We start from the raw sequence: 21,269 nt of genomic DNA, 5'->3' as shown, positions 1-21,269 counted from the left end.
CACGTCGAAATGGCTTTCCGGACGATGTCGGTAAGGTGACTGACGCCCGCGTGTCCGGTGATATCGGCGAAATCGGTCAGCGCACCGATTCCGCTCGAACCGCTCGAGCCGCGCGCCGAGTACTACAGAAACGGATGAGATGACCAGGCTGGCTGCCGATTGTGAGCGCTGTGCCGCACTCTGTTGTGTGGCTCCGGCTTTTTCCAAATCCTCCGATTTCGCCATCGACAAGCCCGCCGGGCGTCCGTGCCGGAATTTGAGTGACGACTTTCGATGCACCATTCATGAGGAGCTGCCGAAACGCGGGTTCGGCGGTTGTGTGGTGTTCGATTGCTTCGGCGCCGGCCAGCGGATCACGCAGGAGACGTTCGGTGGGCGGGACTGGCGATCGGCGCCGGAAATCGCCGGTGACATGTTCGCGGTGCTCCCGGTGATGCGCCAGCTTCACGAGCTGATGTGGTACCTCACCGAGGCGCTGCGCCTGGACGAGGCCCGGAAACTGCACCCGAAACTGCGCGCCGCCCTCACCGAGACCGACGAGCTCGCCGCCGGCGCCCCGGCCGAACTGCGGGGACTCGACGTGGACGCGTACCGGGGGAGGGTCAATCCGTTGCTGCGGCGCGCGAGTGAGCTGGCCCGGGCGCGGGCCGGTGGCCGCCGGCCGGACCACAGCGGGGCGCGGCTGATCGGCCGCCGCCTGCGCGGCGCCGATCTGCGCGGCGCGAGTTTCCGCGGCGCGCTGCTGATCGGGGCGGACCTGAGCGGCGCGGATCTGCGCCGGGCCGACTTCACCGGCGCGGACCTGCGCGGCGCCGATCTGCGCGGCGCGAACCTGGAAGGTGCGCTGTTTCTCACCGCGTCACAGTTGCGCTCGGCAGTGACTGACGCCGATCGCCCCTAAGATGAACGGATGCAGCAGGTATCCGGTGTGGTGTGGGTCCTGACGGTTCTCGGCATTGTCGGCCTCCTGCTTTTCGACTTCTTCTTCCACGTCCGGCGCGCACACGTGCCCCGGTTGCGGGAGGCCGCACTGTGGACGTCGCTGTACGTCTCGATCGCGATCCTGTTCGGGGTCGGCGTGTGGGTGTTCGGCGGCGCGACCATGGGCGCCGAGTACTTCGCGGGTTACGTCACCGAGGAGGCGCTCTCGGTCGACAACCTCTTCGTCTTCCTGCTGCTGATGAGCAGTTTCAAGGTGCCCCGCGCGGACCAGCAGAAGGTGCTGCTGTTCGGGATCGTGGTGTCGCTGCTCGCCAGGACCGGTTTCATCCTGGTCGGCGCCGCGCTGATCAACTCGTTCGCCTGGATCTTCTATCTGTTCGGGCTGATCCTGCTGATCACCGCCGGCAACCTGCTGCGGGAGAAGCACGACGAGGAGGGTGAGCCGCCGAACAACTTCGTCATCCGGCTGGCCCGGCGGTTCCTGCACACTTCGGACACCTATGACGGGGACAAGCTGTTCACCTATCAGGACGGTCGCCGGGTGCTCACCCCGATGCTCCTGGTGATGGTGGCGATCGGTGGCACCGACATCCTGTTCGCGCTGGACTCGATCCCGGCGATCTTCGGGCTGACCCAGAACGTCTATCTGGTCTTCACCGCCACCGCCTTCTCCCTGCTCGGGCTCCGGCAGCTCTACTTCCTGATCGACGGCCTGCTGGACCGGCTGGTCTACCTCTCCTACGGGCTGGCGGCGATCCTGGCGCTGATCGGCGTGAAGCTGGTGCTGCACGCCCTGCACGAGAACAACGTGCCGTTCATCAACAACGGCGAGCCGGTGCACGTGACCGAGATCCCGACCCTGCTCTCGCTCGCGATCATCGTCGGCGTCCTGATCACCACGGTGATCGCCTCGCTGCTCAGCCCGAAAGGCCGCGCCCGCACCTACGTGTCGAACGCTCGCCGGCACGCCACCGAGTTCCTCGACATCGAGACCGACCCGGCCTACTGCGACGAGATCTTCCACCGGCTGCTGCGCGAGGAGGAGAACCTGCGGCAGTTGCCGGAGCGGCACCGGGCTCGCATCCGCCAGGAGGACGACCTGATGGACCTGCTGCGCCGGGCACATCAGGTGCACGAGGAGCGGGTCGCCGACGGGCGGTGTTTCGCCCCGTCGACGACCTGATGAGTCAGCGGCGCGGGCCGGGCTCGGTGTCCGGGGAGAGATAGGCGGAGAGGTTGGTGGTCTGGCCGGGGTCCCCGTCGTCCGCGGCGTTGGAGACCAGGCTCGCCACCCGGGCGGCCAGGCTCGCCGCACGCGAGGCCAGGTCCGGCTCGGTGTAACGGGCGTCCTGCTCGGCGCGGATCGCCTGCTCGGCGCGGAGCGCGTCAGCTTCCACGCCGGGACGTTCACCGTAGGCCCGGTTGCCGGAGACCGGCGTCGCCGAGACCGGAACCGAGGAGACCGGCTCGGTGTAAGCAGGCTCGGTGTAAGCAGGCTCGGTGTAAGCAGGCTCGGCGTAGGCGGCTTCGCTGTACGCGGGCGCGCTGTACGCGGGTTCGGCCTGGACGGGCTCCTCGTAGACCGCCTCGGCGTAGACGGGCTCGGCGTACGCCGGCTCGGGAGCGGGCACCGGCACGGCGCCGAGCAGCGTCACCGTCTGGCCCTCGCCACCCTGGTAGTTGCTGAACTCCGGCCCGATCACCAGGCGGGACAGCATCCGGGCCTGCACGGCCGGCACCCCGATCTCCTCGGCGTTCTCCACCCGGAACCGGGCGATCGCCTGCCGCAGCACGTTGGCGAGCCGGTCCGCGTCGCCGACCCTGGTCACGTCGCCGCCGGCGAAGACCAGCGCCGGGAAGGTCTCGTCCGGCCCGGTGCAGACCAGCTGGATCTGGGTGACCGTGGCGTTGCGGCCGGTCTCCCGGTTGCCGGGCTGGACCCGCAGGTGCTGCGGCCAGAGCCAGAAGAGCTCACCGTTACTCACCGTCGTGTCGTTCGCGAACGCGAATCGCACCCGGCGGTCGGTGACGAGGACGTCGGTCTCCTCCGGCAGCGTCCACCGGGGCAGCGAGGACGCCTCGTCGAACCCGTACTCCGCCACGGCGCAATTGCCGCGCCAGAGGACTCGCTCACCGCTGTCGAGCGGTCCGAGGTCGGTGCCCGACGCGGACAGGAAGTGCTGGTGGAACATGCTCGCCTTCCCCCGTGCTCGCCGCGATCGGTAATCACGCGGCCGGAACGATTACAGCGGGTTGCGGGCGGGGTCGCCAGTCACCCGATGCGAATCACACTGTAACTTCGGAAATCGACGCGCGGTGGTGACCGTCGCTGCACCATCGGCCGACAATGCCATCACTTACGGTTACTGAACAGGCCCTCCGGAGGTAGCGGGGAGGGCACCGCGGCGGCGTCCGGGACCGGTGCGGTGCCGCCGGTGAAGCGGTCCAGGTCGGTCTCGACCCGGCCCGGGAACCAGTCGCCGGCGGCACGCCGGGTCAGTTCCGCGATCGGCGGTGGGGTCCGCCCGGCGATCACCACGAGGTTGCCGAACCGGCGGCCGCGCAGCACCCCGGCGTCGGCGACCAGGCAGGCCTCGGGCAGCGCGGAGCGGATGGTGGCGACCTGGCTGCGGGCGTACCGCAGCGGCGGCCCGTCGGCCACGTTCGCGATCAGCCAGCCGGCCGGGTCCAGCACCCGGGCCACCTCCCGGACGAATTCGGCCGAGGCCAGGTGGGCCGGGGTGCGCGCACCGGCGAACACGTCCAGGATCACCACGTCGTACCCGGAGTCGCGCATGCCCTCCACTGCCGCGCGGGCGTCGGACACCCGTACCCGGATATTGGCGCCGGCCGGAAGTGGCAGTGCCTCCCGGACCAGCTCGACGAGCGGCCCGTCGATCTCGACGACCCGCTGCGGCGACCCGGGACGGGTCGCGGCGAGGTAGCGCGGCAGGGTGAGCGCGCCGCCGCCGAGGTGCAGGGCGCGCAGCGGCCGGCCCGCCGGCGCGGCGAGGTCGAGCGCCGCGGCCATCCGGCGGATGTACTCGAACTGCAGGTGCGTGGGGTCGGCGAGGTCGACGTGCGACTGCGGCGCGCCGTCCAGCAGCAGGGTCCAGGCGGTGTCCCGGTCCGGATCCGGAACCAGCTCCGCGACGCCCGAGGCGACCGTCTCCATCCGCCGCCGGGCGGTCCTGCGCTGTGCCATCGGGTCAGTATCCCGGGAGCAAATCGGTTGCACGCCGCAGGGAACCCAGCGATCACACCGGAAACCTCCGACTGATGGCGGCGTGAGCGCATTCGACCAGACGTTGACCCGCCGCGGGGTGCTGGGCGCGATGGCGGCCGCGGGCACGGCGGTCACCCTCGCCGCGGGTACGCCCGCGGCCGCCGCCACCACCTCGGCCCCCGCCGCTCTGCTGCCCGCCGACCCGCTGCTGCACCTGCTGCGCCGGGCCACGTTCGGGCCGAGCCCGGCCTCGATCGCCGAGATCCGCAGGCTGGGCGCGAAGGCCTGGCTGGACCGGCAGCTGAACCCGGCCACCATCGCTGACAAGGTGGCCGACGGGCTGCTCGCCCGGTTGCCGCTGAGCGCGCTCGGCATCGGCGACATCCGGGCCCAGGTGGCGGCCGGCAAGCTGAAGCAGTACAGCTGGGACCCGATGTGGCAGCTCGGCTTCGCCGCGGTCGGCCGGGCGATCTGGAGCGAGCGGCAGCTGTTCGAGGTGATGGTCGACTTCTGGAGCAACCATCTCAACGTCACCAACCCGTACGGCGACGTGTGGGACAGCCGCGCCGACTACGACCGCAACGTGATCCGCAAGCACGCCCTCGGCACCTTCAAGGACCTGCTCCGGGCCTCGGCCCAGCACCCGGCGATGCTGACCTACCTGGACAACCGGTACTCCACGAAGGCCGCGCCGAACGAGAACTACGGCCGGGAGCTGCTGGAGCTGCACACCGTCGGGCTGGCCTACACCGAGTCCGACGTGACGAACGCGGCCCGGCTGCTCACCGGCCTGACCGTGGACCACGCCACCGGCCGCTACCGGTACGACACCGCCCAGCACGCCACCGGCGCGGTCCGGGTGCTCGCCTTCCAGCACGCCAACGCCACCGCGGCCGGTGGTGAGGCGGCCGCGCTGGCGCTGCTCGACTACCTGGCCCTGCACCCGGTGACGGCCCGCCGGATCGTCACCAAGCTGTGCGTCCGGTTCGTCGCCGACGAGCCGCCGGCCGACCTGATCACCGCGCTCGTCAAGGTCTACCTGGACAACCGGTCGGCGATCGTGCCGGTGCTGCGGGCCCTGTTCACCTCGGCCCAGTTCACGGCGTCGATCGGGGCCAAGACCCGCACGCCGCTGGAGGACCTGGCGGCGACCGTACGCACGCTCGGCTACGGCCCGGCGCCGAGCGGGACGAAGTTCCTGGAGAGCCTCTACTGGATGTGCCGCGACGCCGGGCAGGCGCCGCTGTTCTGGGGGCCGCCGAACGGCTACCCCGATGTGGCGAGCGCCTGGGCCTCGCCGTCCGGCCTGCTGGTGCGGTGGAACTTCCACCTCTCCATCGCCGCCGGGTGGTGGCCGGACACGCTGGTCAAGCCGGCGTCGCTGGCGACCGGGATGGTCGGCGTGCTGCCGGCCACCTACGGCGCTCTGATCGCGGCGGTGGGCACCCGGCTGCTCGGGGTGGCGCCCTCCGGGGCGCAGACCGCCGCGCTGGCCGCCTTCTACGGCAAGACGCCGGCGTCGCCGCTGAAGCCGACCGACCCCGCCGTGGGCTGGATGTTCCCGTACCTGATGGGGATGTTGCTGAACTCCCCGTCCTTCGCGCTGAGGTGACCACGATGACCACCCACACCTGCACGTCGCGGCGGCACCTGCTCGCCGCGGGCCTGGCCGGCGCCGGGCTGGCCGCGGCCGGGCTCGACACCAGCCTGGCGTTCGCCGCCGACCCGGGATACGCCGGCGACGTCCTGGTGCTGCTGTCGCTGCGCGGCGGGTTCGACGGGCTCTCCGCCGTGGTGCCCGCCGGCGACGCCGCCTACTACACCGCCCGGCCCGGCATCGCGGTGCAGAAGTCCCAGCTGATCGGCGGGGACGGGTTCTTCGGGCTGCACCCGGCGCTGGCGCCGCTGCTGCCGTACTGGACCGGCGGGCAGCTCGCCGCGGTGCACGCGGTCGGCCAGCCGGCGCCGAACCGGTCGCACTTCTCCGCGATGGAGGAGCTGGAGCGGGCGGCCCCGGGCACCTCCCTGCGGACCGGCTGGCTGAACCGGATGCTCGGCGTCGCCGGGTCGGCCGACCCGTTCCAGGCGATCGCGATGGGCACGGCCCGGCCGGCCCGGGTGCTCGCCGGCCCGGCGCCGCATCTCGGCCTGACCGCGGTCGACGACCTGCAGCTCACCGGGGACCAGGCGGACCGGCCGATCGCCGCGACGATGGCCGCGCTGTACGCCGGCGCCCCGCCCGCGCTGGCGGGCACCGCCGCCCAGCTGACCGCGGCGCTCACCCGCGGAGCGAGTCTGCGCAAGGCCGGGTACACCCCGGCCAACGGCGCGGCCTACCCGAACACCGAGCTCGGCGCTGCGCTGCGCGACGTGGCCCGGCTGATCAAGTCGGGCACCGGCCTGATGAGCGCGACGGTCGACTCCGGCGACTGGGACATGCACGAGAACCTCGGCCCGGCAACGCCCGGCCGCCGGATGTTCGACCAGCTCAAGGCGCTCGCCACGGCCCTGGCCGCGTTCGCCGCCGACCTCGGCCCGGACGGGCTGCGCCGGGTCACGCTGGTGACCGTCAGCGAGTTCGGCCGCCGCGTGACGCAGAACGGTTCGGGCGGCCTGGACCACGGTTACGGCAATGCCATGTTCGTGCTGGGCGGCAACGTCAAGGGCGGCAAGGTGTACGGCCGCTGGCCCGGCCTGACCACCGCTCAGCTGCGCGACGGCGACCTCGCGGTGACCACCGACTACCGGGCGGTGATCGGCGAGATCCTGCGGGCCCGCTGCGGCGTCGGCGACCTGGCCGGCGTCTTCCCGGGGGTCGCCGCGTCGTCGTTGGGAATCGTCAGCGCTCGCTAAACGTGGCTATTTTGGGCAAAAGTGCCATACGGTTCATGAAGTGCGTTCCACACTGAAAACCATGTCGAGCAACGTGCTGGCCGAGATCATCGGCGGACAGCGGCGGCCCCTGGGGCCGCCGCCGATCGTGGAGATGCCCGCCATCCTCGAGGCCGCCCGCCAGAGCGCGGGCGCGCCGCTGCAGATCCGGCGGCACACCTCCGAGGAGGGCGCCCCGTTCTGGCGGTGGGACTGCGGCGGCTGCGGTGAGTACGGCGGCGGCCGGCATCACGAGGACGCCGTCGCCCGGGCGTTGCGGCACTGCCGCGAACACCCCGAACACCGCTCGTCCCTGCTGCCGCCGGCCCGCTGCCGGCAGCCCGACACCTTCCTGCCGCTGCACCCCATGCTGTACGCGGTGGACGACGACCCGCCGCCCGAGCCCCTGTCGATCTGACCCGGGCCGGGCGGCGGGCCCGCCGTCACTGCTGGGTGTCGCCCGCCCCGGTGCGCTTCTGCGCCTCGTCGACGCCGCGGTCGACCTGGTCCGAGTACTTGTTGCCGGTCCGCTGGTCGACCTGGTCGCCGGCCTTGTCCAGACCCTTGTCGACCTGCTCGTCGTGCTTGTCGGCGAATTCCTTGGCCTCGTCCATGAAGCTCATCCGTGCTCTCCCCTCTCAGTGCCGGGTGTCGCCGTGGCCGGTGCGCTTCTGCGCCTGGTCGACGCCACGGTCGATCTGAGACGTGTATTTGTGACCCGTCTTGCGGTCGACGGCGTCACCGATCTTCTCCAGGGCAACATCGATCTTGTCGTCGTGCTTGTCGGCGAGCGCTTTCGCCTTGTCCAGGAAGCCCATGCTGTTCCGATTACCCAGAATTTCGGCAACCTTGCGGAACAGCGGGTCCGAAGTCACCTCGGTCAGGTCGCGGCCCAGCGGGATCCGCCAGTTCGGGTACTCGTCGAAGGTGCCCGGCAGGTTCGGCTGGCGGCGCTCCAGCAGGACGTCGTGCAGCGAGGCGGTGACCAGCCGGCACGGCGTACGGGCCAGGAACCGGTGCATGGCCGCCACGGTCTCCTCGGTCGTCGCGTCCTCGGCCAGCAGCCCCTCGGCGCGCAGCCGGTCGAGCAGCTGGTCGCGGTCCTTGGTCCAGTTCGCCCGCTCCTGCTCGACCGGGCCGACCAGCTGGCCCAGCTCGGCGCGCACCTCCACCTGCTCGCCGGCGAGGAAGCCCGCCGCGGTCGGCAGGTCATGGGTGGAGATGCTGGCCAGGGCATTGCGCGGGTATCCGGCGGCGGGCCGGTAGCCGCCGTCGTCGTCGCGGGTGAACCAGAGCACGGCCGAGCCGAGCATGTTCAGCCGCTGCAGGCCCTCGGTCACCTCGGGCAGGACCGTGCCCAGGTCCTCGCCGATCACCACGGCGCCGGCCCGGTGCGCCTCCAGGGCCAGGATGCCGAGCATCGCCTCGGGGTCGTAGTGCACGTACGTACCCTCGGCGGGTCCCATCCCGGCCGGCACCCACCACAGCCGCCACAGCCCGGCCACGTGGTCCACGCGCAGGCCACGGGCGTGCCGGAAGATCCGGCGCAGCATGTCGCGGTACGCCGCGTACCCGGTCTCGACCAGCCGGTCCGGCCGCCACGCCACGCCGCCCCACTCCTGGCCGAGCTGGTTGAACGCGTCCGGCGGGGCGCCGGTCCGGGCCTGCATCGCCAGCACGTCCTGCAGCAGCCAGCCGTCCGCGCCGGACGGGTCGACGGCGACCGCCAGGTCGTGCACGATGCCGACCGACATGTCCCGGGCCGCCTCGGCCGCCGCGTCGAACTGCTCCTCCAGCAGCTGCTGCAGCCAGGCGTGGAAGGCGATCCGGTCGCTGCGGTAGGCGCGGACCGCGGGGGAGTCGGGCCGGCGCAGCTCCTCCGGCCAGTCCCGCCAGTTCGGGCCGTGCTCCTCGGCGAGCGCGCAGAACCGGGCGAAGTCCGCCAGACCCGGGTCGCTCTCCAGGTCGACCGGGCCGGCGAGCGGCCACAGCAGCTCCAGCGCGGCGAGCTTGGCCGCCCACACCGCGTCGTAGTCGATCAGCCCGTCCGCCGGGGTGGCCGGGCGCAGCGCGTCCACCCGCGCCCGCAGCTCCGGATCGGCCCGCCGGTACGCCTCGGTGTCCGCCACCCGCAGGTAGAGCGGGTTCGCGAAGCGCCGGCTCGACGGCGAGTACGGCGACGCCGGCACCGGCAGGGTCGGCGTGACCGCGTGCAGCGGGTTCAGCAGCACCACGTCCGCACCCGCGCTGTCGGCCACGAAGGCGCGCAGGTCACCGAGGTCGCCCATGCCCCAGGACCCGGCCGAGTGCAGGGTGTAGAGCTGCAGCATCCAGCCCCAGGCCTCCGGCGGCTCGGGCAGCTCGGTGGGGACCACGACCAGCGTGACCTCCTGGTCCGCGACCCGCAGCCGGTGCCAGCCCAGCGGCAGGTCGGCCGGGAGCCGGTCCACGCCACGGGTGCCGCCGTCCTCCAGGATGATCTCGCCGCGGGCGGGCAGCGGAGCGGTGCTGCCGGAGCGCAGCACGACCGTGCCGGGCAGCCGCTGGCCCTGGTCACGCCGGCGGGCCGCGGCGAGGGATTCGCGGACGGCCTCCGGGCTGCTCGCGTCCACGCCGAGCATCCCGAGCACGCCGATCACCGACTCCTCGGCGACCGGGGTCCGCTTGCGGCGCCAGTTCTCGTACCACGTGGCCACCCCGTGCGCCTGGGCCAGCGCCTCCAGATCCGGGTTCATCATGTTCCTTCCGTTCGGTAACGGCTCTCTTACCCGTTGCGCCCATGGGTCAGCATTGAACACATGGCTGATGTGATGAAGTGGTGGTCTCGACTGGCCGCCGCGCTGACCGGCGCGACCCTGGCACTGGTGATTCCGGCACACGCCTGGGCGGCGAGCAACGGCGTGGCGGAGATCGCGGTCGAGGCGGCCCGGCGCCGCTCCCGAGGACTCGGATTCGGCGTCTTCGGGCTGCTCTGCTGCCTGGGTGTGATCGCCCTGGTCGTATTGGCGATAGTGTTGATTTCGCGGAACCGGAAGCGTCGCTGACGGTTGCCGCCCTAGCGTGGGTGCATGCGTTCGTTCGCGCTCGCCGGTGGGATCGCCGCGGTGCTCTGCGTGCCCCTCGCCGTCTCGGTGGCCGCCGCCAACGCGTCCCCTGACGTGCTGCTCTCGCTGCGGCGGCCGGTGATCGCCTCGTCCACCGCGAGTGTCGCGTGGGCCGCTCCCGGCGCCACCGACCCGCACCGCAGCACCCGGTGGGCCAGCGCGGGCGGCCCCGGGACGCAGTGGCTCCAGATCGACCTGGGCGCTGCCCAGGAGGTCCGGCGGGTGCGGCTGTCCTGGGCCGAGGCCTACGCGAAGGCGTACCGGATCCAGGTCTCGGACAACGGCTCGACCTGGACCGACGTCTACCGGACGGCGACCGGGAACGGCGGCGCCGACGACGTCCGCAACCTCCGCGGGAGCGGGCGCTACCTGCGGATCCTGGCCACCCAGCGGGGAACCTCCGGTGGTTACTCGCTGTGGGACGTGCGGGCCTACGGGCCGGGCCCGGCGGCGCCGGTCACCGAGGCGACCGGTCCGTCCGCCGAGGTGCCCGCGGTCGCCGCGGACCTGACCGCCACCGCGAAACGGGAGACCGCGTTCAAGCTGGTCTCCAGCGCGGAGAACGCCACGCTCGACTGGCGCGGGCAGTACGGCTACATCGAGGATCTGGGCGACGGCCGCGGCTACACCGGTGGCATCGTCGGCTTCTGCTCCGGCACCTCCGACATGCTCGCCGTGGTGACCGAGTACACGAAGCGCAAGCCGGGCAACGGGCTCGCCGGTTATCTGCTGGCGCTGCGCGCGGTGGACGGCACCGACTCGCACCGGGGGCTGGACCCGGGTTTCCCCGGTGCCTGGAAGGCGGCGGCCGCCGACGAGGTATTCCGCAAGGTGCAGGACGACCTGCGCGACCGGATGTACTTCCAGCCGGCGTACCGGCTCGCCGAGGCCGACGGGTTACGGGCGCTGGGGCAGTTCGCCTACTACGACGCCGCGGTGATGCACGGGGTCACCGGGCTGCGCCAGATCCGCGCCCGGGCGGTGGCCGAGCGGCGGACCCCGGTCCAGGGCGGCGACGAGATCAGCTACCTGTCCGCGTTCCTGGACGCCCGCCGCGCCGAGATGCGTACCGAGGCGGCGCACAGCGACACCACCCGGGTGGACACCGCCCAGCGCGCCTTCCTGCGGGCCGGCAACCTGGACCTGGCCACCCCGCTCACCTGGAAGGTCTACGGAGACCGGTACACCGTCAACCGGTGACCGGTCCCCGCAGCGATGCCTTGATCAGGCCCTGGTCCACTTCTGGTTGCTGCCGCCGACGCAGTCCCAGAGGTGCAGCCGGGCGCCGTTGGTGTTGTTCCACTCGGCGATGTCGACGCACCGGTTGGCGGAGATGTTCACCAGGTCACCGGCTGCCGACAGGGTGAACCGCTGCACCGGGTTGCCGTTGCAGGCGACCAGCTGGATCGGCGTGCCGTTGGCCAGCGCGCCGCCGGCCGGGTCCATGCACTTGCCCATGGCCCGCAGCGTGCCGTCGCTGTTGAAGGTCCACTTCTGCGCGGTGCTGCCGTTGCAGTCCCACATCTGCAGACGCGCCCCGTCCACCGCGTTGGCGCCCGGGATGTCGATGCACTTGCCGTTGAAGTTGCTCTTCAGCGCGGTGCCGCCGGTGGCGGGCGGCGGGGTGCTGCCACCCTCGTTCCAGGCCGAGACGCGCACGTAGTCGACCAGCATGGTCTGCGGGAACGAGGTGGAGGCGTCCGGGCTGCCCGGCCAGTTACCGCCGACCGCCACGTTCAAAATCATGAAGAACGGGTGGTCGAAGACCCACTGGCGGCCGCCGAGCGAGGCCGGGGTGACCCGGAAGTACTCGGAGCCGTCCAGGTACCAGATGATCAGGTTCGGCGACCACTCCACCGCGTACTGATGGAAGGCGTCGCCGAGCGGCGAGCCGAGGGTGCGGCTGCCGCCGATCGCGCTGCCGCCGGAGTAACCCGGGCCGTGGACCGTGCCGTAGAGCTTGTTCGGCTCCTTGCCGACGTTCTCCATGATGTCGATCTCGCCGGACTGCGGCCAGCCGACGCTGCCCAGGTTGTCGCCGAGCATCCAGAACGCCGGCCAGATGCCCTGGCCCCTCGGCACCTTGATGCTGGCCTCGAAACGGCCGTAGCGCTGGGTGAACTTGCCGGAGGTCAGGATCCGGCCGGAGGTGTACTGGCACGTGCCGTACCAGCACTGGTAGTTGCCCGGGTTCTCCTTGCGCGCGGTGATCGCGAGGTGGCCCTGGCCGTCCTGGCGGACGTTGTTGGTGGAGTTGGTGTAGTACTGCAGTTCGCTGTTGCCGAAGCCGCCACCGCCGACGTCGAAGTTCCACTTCGAGCCGTCGACCGGTGCGCCGGCCGCGCCGTTGAACTCGTCGGACCAGGTGACCGGGCCGATCGCGGCGTCCGCGGTGTCGCCCTGGGAGGCGACGGTCAGGGCCCCGGCGAGGGTGAGCACGACTGTCGCCGTGCCTAGCAGGGTTCGTAACTTGCGCATGGGGATCCTCCGGGGGAGAGGGAACCGTACTCCAAACAGTCTTTAAAGTTCGACTGTCGTCGGTCAATGGAGACGGGTTCCGGAACCACCGGATAACAGGGATTCTCAGACTTTCTGGAAGATCGCCGGGGTCAGCGTGGGCTGCCAGCCGGGCAGCGAGGTGTGCAACTCCCGGACCCGGTAGAGCTTGCCCTGATAGCGGACGTACTGCCCGGGCCGGTAGCGGACATAGGTCTTCCAGGTCGTGGCGTCGACCGTGACCCGGGTCGAGACGCGCAGGTCGTCGACGAGCAGGGTCTGCGAACGCTGCCCACCGGCGGCGGTGTTCAGGGCCACCAGGAACGGCGCGCCGGCTACCGCCGGCGTGAACCTCAGCACGTCACGGCCGTCGACCGACCAGACCATCGAGGTACGGGTCCAGTCGATCGCGTACGTGTGGAAGTCACCGCCGCCCACCTGATCGTCGGCGAGCACCTCGACCTGACCGGCGGGAAGCTGCCCCTGCTCGGTGAGAACGCCCAGGGCGCGCCAGGCGCCGCCCTCCCGCTCCATCCGGATCCGCGCCTCGACCCGGCCGGCCGCCTGCCCGAACGGCTCGCGGCTGCGCAGCAGGGTGGAGAGCACCAACTGCCCCTCACCGGACTGCCAGGCCTGCCGGGGATCGCCGGTGACCAGCCACCGGGTGGCGTCGGGCACGGCGCCGCGGGCCCCGCCGAAGTCGTCGGTGAGCACGGTGCGGCTCACCGTGTCGGCGGCCCGGGCGGGAACGTCACGCCCGGTGGTCACGCTCAGCGTCGCGAAACCCGAGACGAACACCGCGGCCGCGAGCAGCAGACGCGTTCTTTTCACCGGCCACCCCCAACCCTCGATCACCCGCGCTGCACTCTGCGCAGGTGCGAGGGCCCGGGGCAAGAGCCGATGCCAAATCTTTAAGGCTGTTTTAGCCGACAGTGGCCGGACGGACCATCGGTGGACCTTTCCATCAGGCCGCCGCCCTGGCCACGTGGAGGGCTCAGTCGTAGTCAGGCGCGCGCGTCTCGTGCATCGCCAGCTCCTCGGCGCTGGCGCCGCCACCGGCCGCACCCGCGTCGTAGGCCACGCTGTCCGGCTCCTCGTCCCAGCCCGACCCCTCGTCCGGCGCGACCAGGCGGCCGACCGACCGGGGGCTCTCCTCGTCCAGCTGGCCGTCGTCGTAGAGCGAGACCTGCGAGTGCGGATCCGAGGACGGGCCCGGCTCCCACACGTCCCGGTCGAACTGCCGCTGCTCCGAGTCGTCCACAGTCTCGTCGATCGGGTCGCGGTTCGGCGGCAGCGCGGCCTCGGCGCCGAAGTCCGGCTGCTCCTGGCGGAGCCGCCGGTCCAGACCCTCGCCCTGGCGCTGCTCCTCGGCGGTGTCCCCGAAGCGGTTCGACCCGCCGGGGCCCACCCCGGCGAGCGCGGCCGGGTCCGGTCCGTCAGCCCAGCGCGAGCTGTTCACCTCGTCGTACGCCGTGGAGTCGTCGTCGGCGGTGTCCGGCAGCCCCGACGCCTCCGGATCGGTGACCTCGGTGGGGTAGTCGTTGTCTCGCATGTCCCGCAATCTACCCACGGCGGGGGTCGGTCATACCGGCATCGTCGCGTTGCCGATCTCCGGTGTGCGCTATCGCCGGCTCCGCCTCCAGGCGGGCCCACACCACTTTGCCGTCGGTCAGGGCGAGATGACCCCAGCGGGCCGACACCGAGTCGATCAGGAGCAGGCCGCGGCCGCCGTACGAGGTGGGGGCGACCGGGCCGGTGAACCGGGGGATCACGGTGGAGCCGTCCCGCACCGCCACGCTCATCGTGTCGCCGTGCAGGGCGAGCAGCACCCGCATCGGCGTCCGGGCGTGCGCGACCACGTTGTTGACCATCTCGGTCGCCACGATGCACGCGTTGCCGGCCAGCTCGGGCTGCTCCCAGCGGCCGCACGCCTCGGTGATGACCTCCCGGGAGCGGCGTGCCGCGCCCACCACCGGCTCCAGGTCGACGCTGACCCGGCGGTCGGTCTCCGGGGCGCCCAGGGCGGCGAACGCGCCGGCCGGGTCGGCCCACACGGGCCAGCCACTCGGCTGCCAGGTGCCGGCGTCGGCGGAGCCGCACAGCGCGAGGTGACTGCCCGGCCAGTCGCGGGTCTCGTCGAGGACGTCGTGCAGCACGGAGATCGCGTCGGACTGCGCCACCCGCAGCTCGGTCACGTCGACGACGATCGCCTCCGGCTGGGTCGCGAGGACGTCGAGCAGCGCCGCGCGAACCGGCGCGACGGTTTCCGCGTCCAGCACCCCGGTCAGCCGGATCAGGGGATAGGTCTGGCCGCGGTCCACCAGGTGACGAACCTCGCTCGGCATGATCGCTCCATTGTGCATAACGCGTCCCCTCCTCGCATTTCGGCGTGCGTGAGGATCGGTTGCCGCGGTTACCGCCAAGGGGGCATAAGTCCGCGAAACAGGTCATACGCCCCCGGGTGGGCAAGGTGAGAAGTACCCCGCTCGGGTGGTCTCATGCCCGTTGGCGCCGTTCGGCTGATCAGGGCCGGCGAGCCAGCGCCGCCAGGACGCTCTCGTGGAGCAGCCCGTTCGTGCCGACCACCGAGCTCTTGTCCGCGGTCGGCCGGCCGTCCAGGTCGGTGATCTTGCCGCCGGCCTCGGTGATGATCGGGATCAGCGCGGCCATGTCCCACAGCGACAGCTCCGGCTCCGCCATCGCGTCCAGGGCGCCCTCGGCCAGCAGCATGTAGCCGTAGAAGTCGCCGTACGCCCGGCTCCGCCACACTCCCAGCAGGATGTCCAGCATCTGGTCGAGGCGGCCCATCTCCGCCCAGCCGTTCAGGCTGGCGTAACAGAAACTCGCGTCGGTCAGCTTCCGCACCGACGAGACGCTGATCCGGGTCGCCGCGTGCTGGTGCTTCCCCGCGAACGCCCCCAGGCGGCGGGCTGCCCACCACCGCCGCCCCAGCGCCGGGGCCGACACCAGGCCGACCACCGGGGTGTCGCCCTCCATCAGGGCGATCAACGTCGCCCAGATCGGCACGCCCCGCACGAAGTTCTTCGTCCCGTCGATCGGGTCGATCACCCAGTGCCGGCTGCCCGGCCCGGCCGCCGCCACCGACCGCCCGAACTCCTCACCCAGCACCCCGTCCCGCGGCCGCGCCCGCGCCAGCGTCGCCCGGATCGCCTTCTCCACCGCGGTGTCGGCGTCGGACACCGGCGTCAGATCCGGCTTGGCCTCGACATGCAGATCGAGCGCCCGGAACCGCGCCGTCGAGATCGCGTCCGCCGTGTCGGCGAGCAGATGGGCAAGCGCAAGATCGTCCGCATATCCAGCCATGCCAGCAAATTAGTGCATGGCCGAGCCCACGCAGGCTCTGCCCGCCCACCCCGCCCCCTCCCCGCGCCGCCCCAGCCCCCGCCTCACCCCCGCCCGCCAGCCCCTCCACCCAGCTGCCCGCCAGCGCTGTCTGGGGCCGCCTGCTGCAGCCCTGCCCGTCAGCCGTTCCACCCAGCTGCCCGTCAGTGCTGTCGCGGGTCGCGTGGTGCAGCTCTGCTCGTCAGCCGTTCCACCTGGCTGCCCGCCAGTGCTGTCGCGGGTCGCGTGGTGCAGCTCTGCTCGTCAGCCGTTCCACCTGGCTGCCCGTCAGTGCTGTCGCGGGTCGCGTGGTGCAGCTCTGTTCGTCAGCCGTTCCATCTGGCTGCCCGTCAGTGCTGTCGCGGGTCGCGTGCTGCAGCTCTGCTCGTCAGCCGTTCCATCTGGCTGCCCGTCAGTGCTGTCGCGGGTCGCGTGGTGCAGCTCTGCTCGTCAGCCGTTCCACCTGGCTGCCCGCCAGTGCTGTCTGGGGCTGGGTGATGCGGCTCTGTCGGGCAGCTGTTCCGGTCGGCTGCCTGCCAGTGCTGTCTCGGGTGGCGTGATGCAGCCCTGGGGGCAGCTTGCTTGGGTGGTCAGGCGCCGTCGGCGGGGGTGTCTCGTTGGTCCAGGTCGCCGGCCCGGGAGCTGAGCAGGCGACGATACGAGGCCAGCCGGCGCGGGTCGGCGTGGCCCTCGGCGACCCAGGCGTCGAGGCGGCAGTCGGCGTCGGACGCGGTGTGGCCGCAGTTCGGCTGATCCTCCAGAGTGCCCTCGACCAGGTCGGGGAAGCCGTGCAGCAGACTTTCCGCGCTGACGTGGGCCAGGCCGAAGCTGCGGATGCCGGGCGTGTCGACGATCCAGCCCGGGTCCTTGCGGGAACGGCCGACCGGGGGCAGGCGCAACGCCACCGCGCTGGTCGAGGTGTGCCGGCCCTTGCCGATCGCGCTCACCGCCCCGACCGCACGCAACGCTTCCGGCACCAGGCGGTTGACCAGCGTCGACTTGCCCACGCCGGAGTGACCGACCAGCACCGAGATCCGGCCGGCCAGGCGCTCGCGCACCTCCGCCAGGTCGCTGCCGGGGCGCACCAGCACATAGGGCAGGTCAAGCTCGGCGTAATAGCCCAGCACCTGCTCCGGCCCGGCCAGATCCGCTTTCGTCAGGCAGAGCAGCGGTTCGACGTCCGCGTCGTACGCCGCCACCAGGCACCGGTCGATGAACCCGGTCCGCGGCGGCGGATCGGCGAGCGCGCTCACGATCACCAGCTGGTCGGCGTTCGCCACCACCACCCGCTCCAGGCGGCCCTCGGGGGTGGTGTCGTCATCGTCCGCGGTGCGCCGCAGCACCGAGGTGCGCTCGCCGACCCGCACGATCCGGGCCAGCGCGCCCGGCGCCCCCGAGACGTCACCGACCAGCGCAACCCGGTCGCCGACCACCACCGACTTGCGGCCCAGCTCGCGGGCGCGCATCGCGGTGATCACCTCGGTGTCGGCGGTGTCCTCGCGCACGCACCCGTATCGCCCCCGGTCCACCGTGATGACCAGGGCGTCGACCGCGTCGTCGTGTTTGGGTCGCAATCGGGTACGCGGGCGCGACGATCGGCCCGGTCGAATCCGGACGTCGTCCTCGTCGTACTCCCGCTTACGGCCTGGCAGATCTAGCTCCTCGCCACGAGTCCCGCCCAGAGTTCCGGGAACTCGGGCAACGTCTTCGACGTACAACCTACGTCGGCGAGGTTGATGCCCGTTACGGCGAGGCCGATAACCGCCGCGGCGTGTGCCATCCGGTGGTCGGCATAGGTCTCGAACGTGGTGCCGTGCAGCGGCCGCGGCACGATGCGCAGACCGTCGGGGAACTCGGTCACCTCGGCGCCGGCCTTGCCCAGCTCGGTGGCGAGCGCCCGGATCCGGTCGGTCTCGTGCCCCCGGATGTGCTCGACGCCACGCAGCTCGGAGGGCCCCTCGGCGAGCGCGGCCAGGGCGGCGACCACCGGGGTGAGCTCACTGACCTCGGACAGGTCGGCGGTGATGCCGCGCAGCGTGCCGGTGCCCCGCACGGTCAGCCCGTCGGCGGACTGGGTCACCTCGGCGCCCAGCTCGCTGAAGAGCTCCTTGACGCGCGCCACCGGCTGCCAGCTGTCGGCCGGCCACCCGGCCAGCGTGACCGCGCCGCCGGTGACGGCCGCGGCCGCGAAGAACGGCGCCGCCCCGGACAGGTCGGGCTCGATCGTCCAGGTCTGCCCGCGCAGCGTGCCCGGCTCGACCACCCACACGTCGCGCGTGCTCTCGTCGACCACGGCGCCGGCGGCGCGCAGCATGTGCGTGGTCATCCGCAGGTGCGGCGCGGAGGGCACCGGCGGGCCCTCGTGCCGCAGCACCAGCCCCTTGCTGAACCGCGGCGCGGACAGCAGCAGACCGGAGACGAACTGGCTGGAGCCGGACGCGTCGATGACAGCCTCGCCGCCCTCGACCAGCCCGGTGCCGTGCACGGTCAGCGGCAGCCCGCCGGCCGGCGACGCCTCGATCGACACGCCCAGTGACCGCAGCGCCTCGACGATCGGGCGCAACGGCCGGTTGCGCGCGTGCGGGTCGCCGTCGAACTCGACGGTGCCCTCGGCCAGCGCGGCCGCCGGTGGCAGGAAGCGCATGATCGTGCCGGCCAGCCCGACGTCGATGCGGGCCGGGCCGCGCAGGGGGCCTGGCTCCACGACCCACCGATCGTCGGCGCTGGTGTCGACGCCCACACCGAGCGCCCGCAGGCCGGCCGACATGAGCACGGTGTCGCGGGCCCGCAGCGGCGCCTCGATCACCGACGGCCCGTCAGCCAGCGCGGCCAGCACCAGTGCCCGGGCCGTCATCGATTTCGAGCCGGGCAACCGCACCGAAGCGGTGACCGGACCGGAGGCGGACGGGGCGAGCCAGGGGCGAGCTTCAGCAGTCACGATCGCCATTCTGCCGCCGCCCCCCGACATTTCCGCCGGGTGTTCCCGGCCCCCGAGACGATCCCGCCGGGCATACCCCCCAACGGCTGACCGCGCCGGGTGCTCCCGGCCCTGCTAGGCGATCCCGCCGGCATACCCCCCCAACGGCTGACCGCGCCGGGGGCTCCCGGTCCTGCGAGGCGATCCCGCCGGCATACCCCCCAACGGCTGACCGCGCCGGGGGCTCCCGGTCCTGCGAGGCGATCCCGCCGGCATACCCCCCAACGGCTGACCGCGCCGGGAGCTCCCGGCCCTCCGAGGCGATCACGCCGGGTATGCCCCCTGACGGCTGACCGCGCCGGGTGATCGCGGGCGGACGCCGGGCGGTGCTTCGGCGTACCGTGCTGCGCATGTGCGGGCGATACGCGACCACGAGGACCAACGCCGACCTCAGCCAGCTCTTCGAGGCGGTGGATGTGGCCGAGCCGCTGCGGCCCAGCTGGAACGTCGCGCCCACCGACCCGGTGCCGCTGGTCCGGATGTCGCAGCGGCACGAGGGCCGGGTGGTCGACACCGCGCGGTGGGGGCTCGTGCCGCCGTGGGCGCCGGACCTGCGGGCCGGCGCGCGCATGATCAACGCGCGGGCGGAGACGGTGGCCACGTTGCGGTCGTTCGCGCCGTCGTTCCAGCGCCGTCGGTGCCTGGTGCCGGCCGACGGCTGGTTCGAGTGGGTGCGCACCGGCGGCAAGCAGAAGCAGGCGTTCTACATGACCCCCGCCGACGGCACGCCGCTGGCGTTCGCCGGGCTCTGGTCGGCGTGGGGGCCGGAAGGTGTCCTGACCTGCAGCGTCGTGACGACCGCGGCGATCGGCGGGCTGGCCCGGGTGCACGACCGGATGCCGCTGATCCTGCCCGCTGACCGGTGGGCGGCTTGGCTGGCCGGCGGCGGCGACCCGGAGCAGCTTCTTCGCCCGCTCTCCGAGCGGGAATTGGAGGCCATCGAGGTACGTCCGGTGGGGGCTGATGTCGGTAATGTCCGGAACAACGGCCCCGCCTTACTAGAACCTGTTGCCGAGGTAACGCTTTTTTGAACAGCCCTAGATCATCGAAGTCCTTTGTCGGTTTATGCACGCATTTTTAATTAGCAACTTTGTTTCAAGATAGATCACCCCCTTGTTCTGATCTTGTACGGTGCGGTACAAACCAGCGCCGGAGTGGTGCCGGACCGTAAGGTGCGGCCCGGCCGCCACATGCAGTTCCGGTCCCACGGGGGAGGTGGGCTGATGACACGAGCACGCATGCCGCGTCCGCACGAAGTGGCCATCGCGCGACGCGACCCGCGGCTGCTCGAGGCGATCGCGCAACGACGTACCGATGAGGCCTGGCGCACGAGAGGCGCTTGCCGGAGTGTTGATCCGGAAACGTTCTTTCCCGCGCCCAACGAGCCGTCCGGCGGAGCCGTGGCGCTCTGCGGCACGTGCGACGTGCAGGGCCCATGCCTGGCCTGGGCGCTCCAGGTCGGCGACTGTCACGGCGTCTGGGGCGGCACCACGCCACGGGAGCGGCGGGCCATGTTGGTGGCCTGGCGGGAGCGGGTTCAGGCGAACGGCGAACTCGTCGAGGACGACGAGGCCGACGACGATCGCCGGTTGCTGACGCTCACCCCGGTCAGTCGCTGATACAACGGAGCCTGTGTCCAGCTCCACCAGCAGCATCGAAACCCCACGCGGCCCCGCCGCCGTCGTCGTCACCGACCCGGACGGTCCGGTGCGGAGTCTGCTCGTCCTCGGCCATGGCGCCGGTGGCGGCGTCGACGCACCCGACCTGGTCGCGGTGCACGGCGCGGCGGTGGCGGCCGGCGTGCGGGTCGCGCTGGTGACCCAGCCCTACCGGGTCGCCGGCCGCCGGGCGCCCGCCCCGGCCAACCACCTCGACGAGGCCTGGACCGCGGTCGTGAGCGCGCTGCGCGTACCCGGACTGCCGTTGATCTTGGGTGGACGCTCCAGCGGAGCGCGCGTCGCGTGCCGCACCGCGCCCACCTTGGACGCGGCGGGTGTCCTGGCCCTGGCCTTTCCGCTGCACCCACCGGGCAAGCCGGAGAAGAGCCGGGCCGGCGAACTCCCCGCCGCGATCCCCACCCTGGTCCTCAACGGCGACCGCGACCCCTTCGGCATCCCGACCCCCACCGCCCACGTGGAGGTCCTGATCCGCCCCGGCGCCACCCACGACCTGCGAAAAGACGTAGCCACCACAGCCCACCTCGCCCTCACCTGGCTACGCACCAACAACTGGGCCAACTTGACCACCCCTCCACCGCCATAACCGCGGCCACCGCGCGATGCCCGTCGAGCGACAGCGAAGACCAGCAAGC

21 protein-coding genes and 1 pseudogene are annotated in these 21,269 nt (G+C 71.9%); 10 read left to right on the top strand and 12 right to left on the bottom strand.

The window, feature by feature from the left end; translation table 11 throughout:
* Positions 1-139 precede the first annotated feature (139 nt).
* Positions 140-901: a pentapeptide repeat-containing protein gene (locus AB0F81_RS26375; RefSeq protein WP_360201385.1), complete on the top strand. Its 762-nt coding sequence runs from the start codon at positions 140-142 to the stop codon at positions 899-901.
* Positions 902-910: 9 nt separating this feature from the next.
* Entirely contained in the window at positions 911-2,125 is a 1,215-nt protein-coding gene (locus AB0F81_RS26370; RefSeq protein WP_360201383.1) for a TerC family protein, read from the top strand.
* Between the two features lie 4 nt (positions 2,126-2,129).
* On the opposite strand, the gene AB0F81_RS26365 is transcribed toward AB0F81_RS26370, so the two are convergent.
* Both AB0F81_RS26365 and AB0F81_RS26360 read right to left on the bottom strand, forming a co-directional pair.
* On the bottom strand, positions 2,130-3,134 hold the full coding sequence (locus AB0F81_RS26365; protein WP_360201382.1) for a translation initiation factor 2: 1,005 nt from the start codon (positions 3,132-3,134) through the stop codon (positions 2,130-2,132).
* A 161-nt stretch (positions 3,135-3,295) separates the two neighbouring features.
* Complete coding sequence (locus AB0F81_RS26360; protein WP_360201381.1) at positions 3,296-4,147, bottom strand: fused MFS/spermidine synthase; 852 nt, start codon at positions 4,145-4,147, stop codon at positions 3,296-3,298.
* 82 nt (positions 4,148-4,229) lie between these two features.
* Here AB0F81_RS26360 and AB0F81_RS26355 point away from each other — a divergent pair, with 82 nt between their 5' ends.
* The 3 genes from AB0F81_RS26355 to AB0F81_RS26345 all read left to right on the top strand — a co-directional run bounded on the left by AB0F81_RS26355 (position 4,230) and on the right by AB0F81_RS26345 (position 7,457).
* A complete protein-coding gene (locus AB0F81_RS26355; protein ID WP_360201380.1) occupies positions 4,230-5,780 on the top strand; it encodes a DUF1800 domain-containing protein in 1,551 nt (516 codons plus the stop codon).
* 5 nt (positions 5,781-5,785) lie between these two features.
* Positions 5,786-7,021, top strand: coding sequence for a DUF1501 domain-containing protein (locus AB0F81_RS26350; protein ID WP_360201378.1), 1,236 nt, complete (start codon positions 5,786-5,788; stop codon positions 7,019-7,021).
* Between the two features lie 61 nt (positions 7,022-7,082).
* Positions 7,083-7,457, top strand: a complete 375-nt coding sequence (locus AB0F81_RS26345) for a hypothetical protein (RefSeq protein ID WP_360201376.1) — start codon at positions 7,083-7,085, stop codon at positions 7,455-7,457.
* Between the two features lie 25 nt (positions 7,458-7,482).
* Here the strand turns inward: AB0F81_RS26345 and AB0F81_RS26340 are convergent, their stop codons facing one another.
* The 3 genes and pseudogenes from AB0F81_RS26340 to malQ form a co-directional block, all read right to left on the bottom strand.
* Positions 7,483-7,662, bottom strand: a complete 180-nt coding sequence (locus AB0F81_RS26340) for an antitoxin (RefSeq protein ID WP_360201375.1) — start codon at positions 7,660-7,662, stop codon at positions 7,483-7,485.
* A 15-nt stretch (positions 7,663-7,677) separates the two neighbouring features.
* Positions 7,678-7,857, bottom strand: coding sequence for an antitoxin (locus tag AB0F81_RS26335; protein WP_360201402.1), 180 nt, complete (start codon positions 7,855-7,857; stop codon positions 7,678-7,680).
* Positions 7,858-7,896: 39 nt separating this feature from the next.
* Positions 7,897-9,660, bottom strand: a pseudogene (gene malQ / locus AB0F81_RS26330) (4-alpha-glucanotransferase); the annotation flags it as partial.
* Positions 9,661-9,837: 177 nt separating this feature from the next.
* On the opposite strand from malQ, the gene AB0F81_RS26325 reads away from it, so the two are divergent.
* Both AB0F81_RS26325 and AB0F81_RS26320 read left to right on the top strand, forming a co-directional pair.
* Complete coding sequence (locus AB0F81_RS26325) at positions 9,838-10,083, top strand: hypothetical protein (RefSeq protein ID WP_360201373.1); 246 nt, start codon at positions 9,838-9,840, stop codon at positions 10,081-10,083.
* A 24-nt stretch (positions 10,084-10,107) separates the two neighbouring features.
* Positions 10,108-11,343: a chitosanase gene (locus AB0F81_RS26320; RefSeq protein ID WP_360201372.1), complete on the top strand. Its 1,236-nt coding sequence runs from the start codon at positions 10,108-10,110 to the stop codon at positions 11,341-11,343.
* Positions 11,344-11,367: 24 nt separating this feature from the next.
* Here AB0F81_RS26320 and AB0F81_RS26315 read toward each other — a convergent pair whose 3' ends face one another.
* The 7 genes from AB0F81_RS26315 to aroA form a co-directional block, all read right to left on the bottom strand.
* On the bottom strand, positions 11,368-12,621 hold the full coding sequence (locus tag AB0F81_RS26315) for a family 16 glycosylhydrolase (protein ID WP_360201371.1): 1,254 nt from the start codon (positions 12,619-12,621) through the stop codon (positions 11,368-11,370).
* A 105-nt stretch (positions 12,622-12,726) separates the two neighbouring features.
* Positions 12,727-13,470: a carbohydrate-binding protein gene (locus AB0F81_RS26310; protein WP_360201369.1), complete on the bottom strand. Its 744-nt coding sequence runs from the start codon at positions 13,468-13,470 to the stop codon at positions 12,727-12,729.
* A gap of 163 nt (positions 13,471-13,633) precedes the next feature.
* On the bottom strand, positions 13,634-14,191 hold the full coding sequence (locus tag AB0F81_RS26305) for a DUF5709 domain-containing protein (RefSeq protein ID WP_360201367.1): 558 nt from the start codon (positions 14,189-14,191) through the stop codon (positions 13,634-13,636).
* Between the two features lie 10 nt (positions 14,192-14,201).
* Positions 14,202-14,984, bottom strand: coding sequence for an ATP-binding protein (locus AB0F81_RS26300; RefSeq protein WP_360201366.1), 783 nt, complete (start codon positions 14,982-14,984; stop codon positions 14,202-14,204).
* A 178-nt stretch (positions 14,985-15,162) separates the two neighbouring features.
* Positions 15,163-15,963 carry a histidinol-phosphatase gene (gene hisN / locus AB0F81_RS26295; protein ID WP_360201364.1) on the bottom strand — a complete coding sequence of 267 codons (801 nt, stop codon included), beginning with the start codon at positions 15,961-15,963 and terminating at the stop codon, positions 15,163-15,165.
* A gap of 608 nt (positions 15,964-16,571) precedes the next feature.
* Positions 16,572-17,633, bottom strand: a complete 1,062-nt coding sequence (gene rsgA, locus AB0F81_RS26290) for a ribosome small subunit-dependent GTPase A (RefSeq protein WP_360201400.1) — start codon at positions 17,631-17,633, stop codon at positions 16,572-16,574.
* Between the two features lie 2 nt (positions 17,634-17,635).
* Positions 17,636-18,928, bottom strand: a complete 1,293-nt coding sequence (aroA, locus tag AB0F81_RS26285; RefSeq protein ID WP_360201362.1) for a 3-phosphoshikimate 1-carboxyvinyltransferase — start codon at positions 18,926-18,928, stop codon at positions 17,636-17,638.
* Positions 18,929-19,308: 380 nt separating this feature from the next.
* Between aroA and AB0F81_RS26280 the strand changes: the two genes are divergently transcribed.
* From AB0F81_RS26280 to AB0F81_RS26270, 3 genes are all read left to right on the top strand, one after another.
* The gene (locus AB0F81_RS26280) at positions 19,309-19,989 is read left to right on the top strand and encodes an SOS response-associated peptidase (protein WP_360201361.1); all 681 of its coding nucleotides are present in this window, start codon (positions 19,309-19,311) and stop codon (positions 19,987-19,989) included.
* A gap of 192 nt (positions 19,990-20,181) precedes the next feature.
* On the top strand, positions 20,182-20,577 hold the full coding sequence (locus AB0F81_RS26275) for a WhiB family transcriptional regulator (RefSeq protein WP_360201359.1): 396 nt from the start codon (positions 20,182-20,184) through the stop codon (positions 20,575-20,577).
* A gap of 13 nt (positions 20,578-20,590) precedes the next feature.
* A complete protein-coding gene (locus AB0F81_RS26270; protein ID WP_360201357.1) occupies positions 20,591-21,220 on the top strand; it encodes an alpha/beta family hydrolase in 630 nt (209 codons plus the stop codon).
* Positions 21,221-21,269 lie beyond the last annotated feature (49 nt).

This window comes from Actinoplanes sp. NPDC024001 (assembly GCF_040638955.1).
GTDB lineage: Bacteria > Actinomycetota > Actinomycetes > Mycobacteriales > Micromonosporaceae > Actinoplanes.
This window is presented reverse-complemented; position numbering and strand designations above follow the sequence as displayed.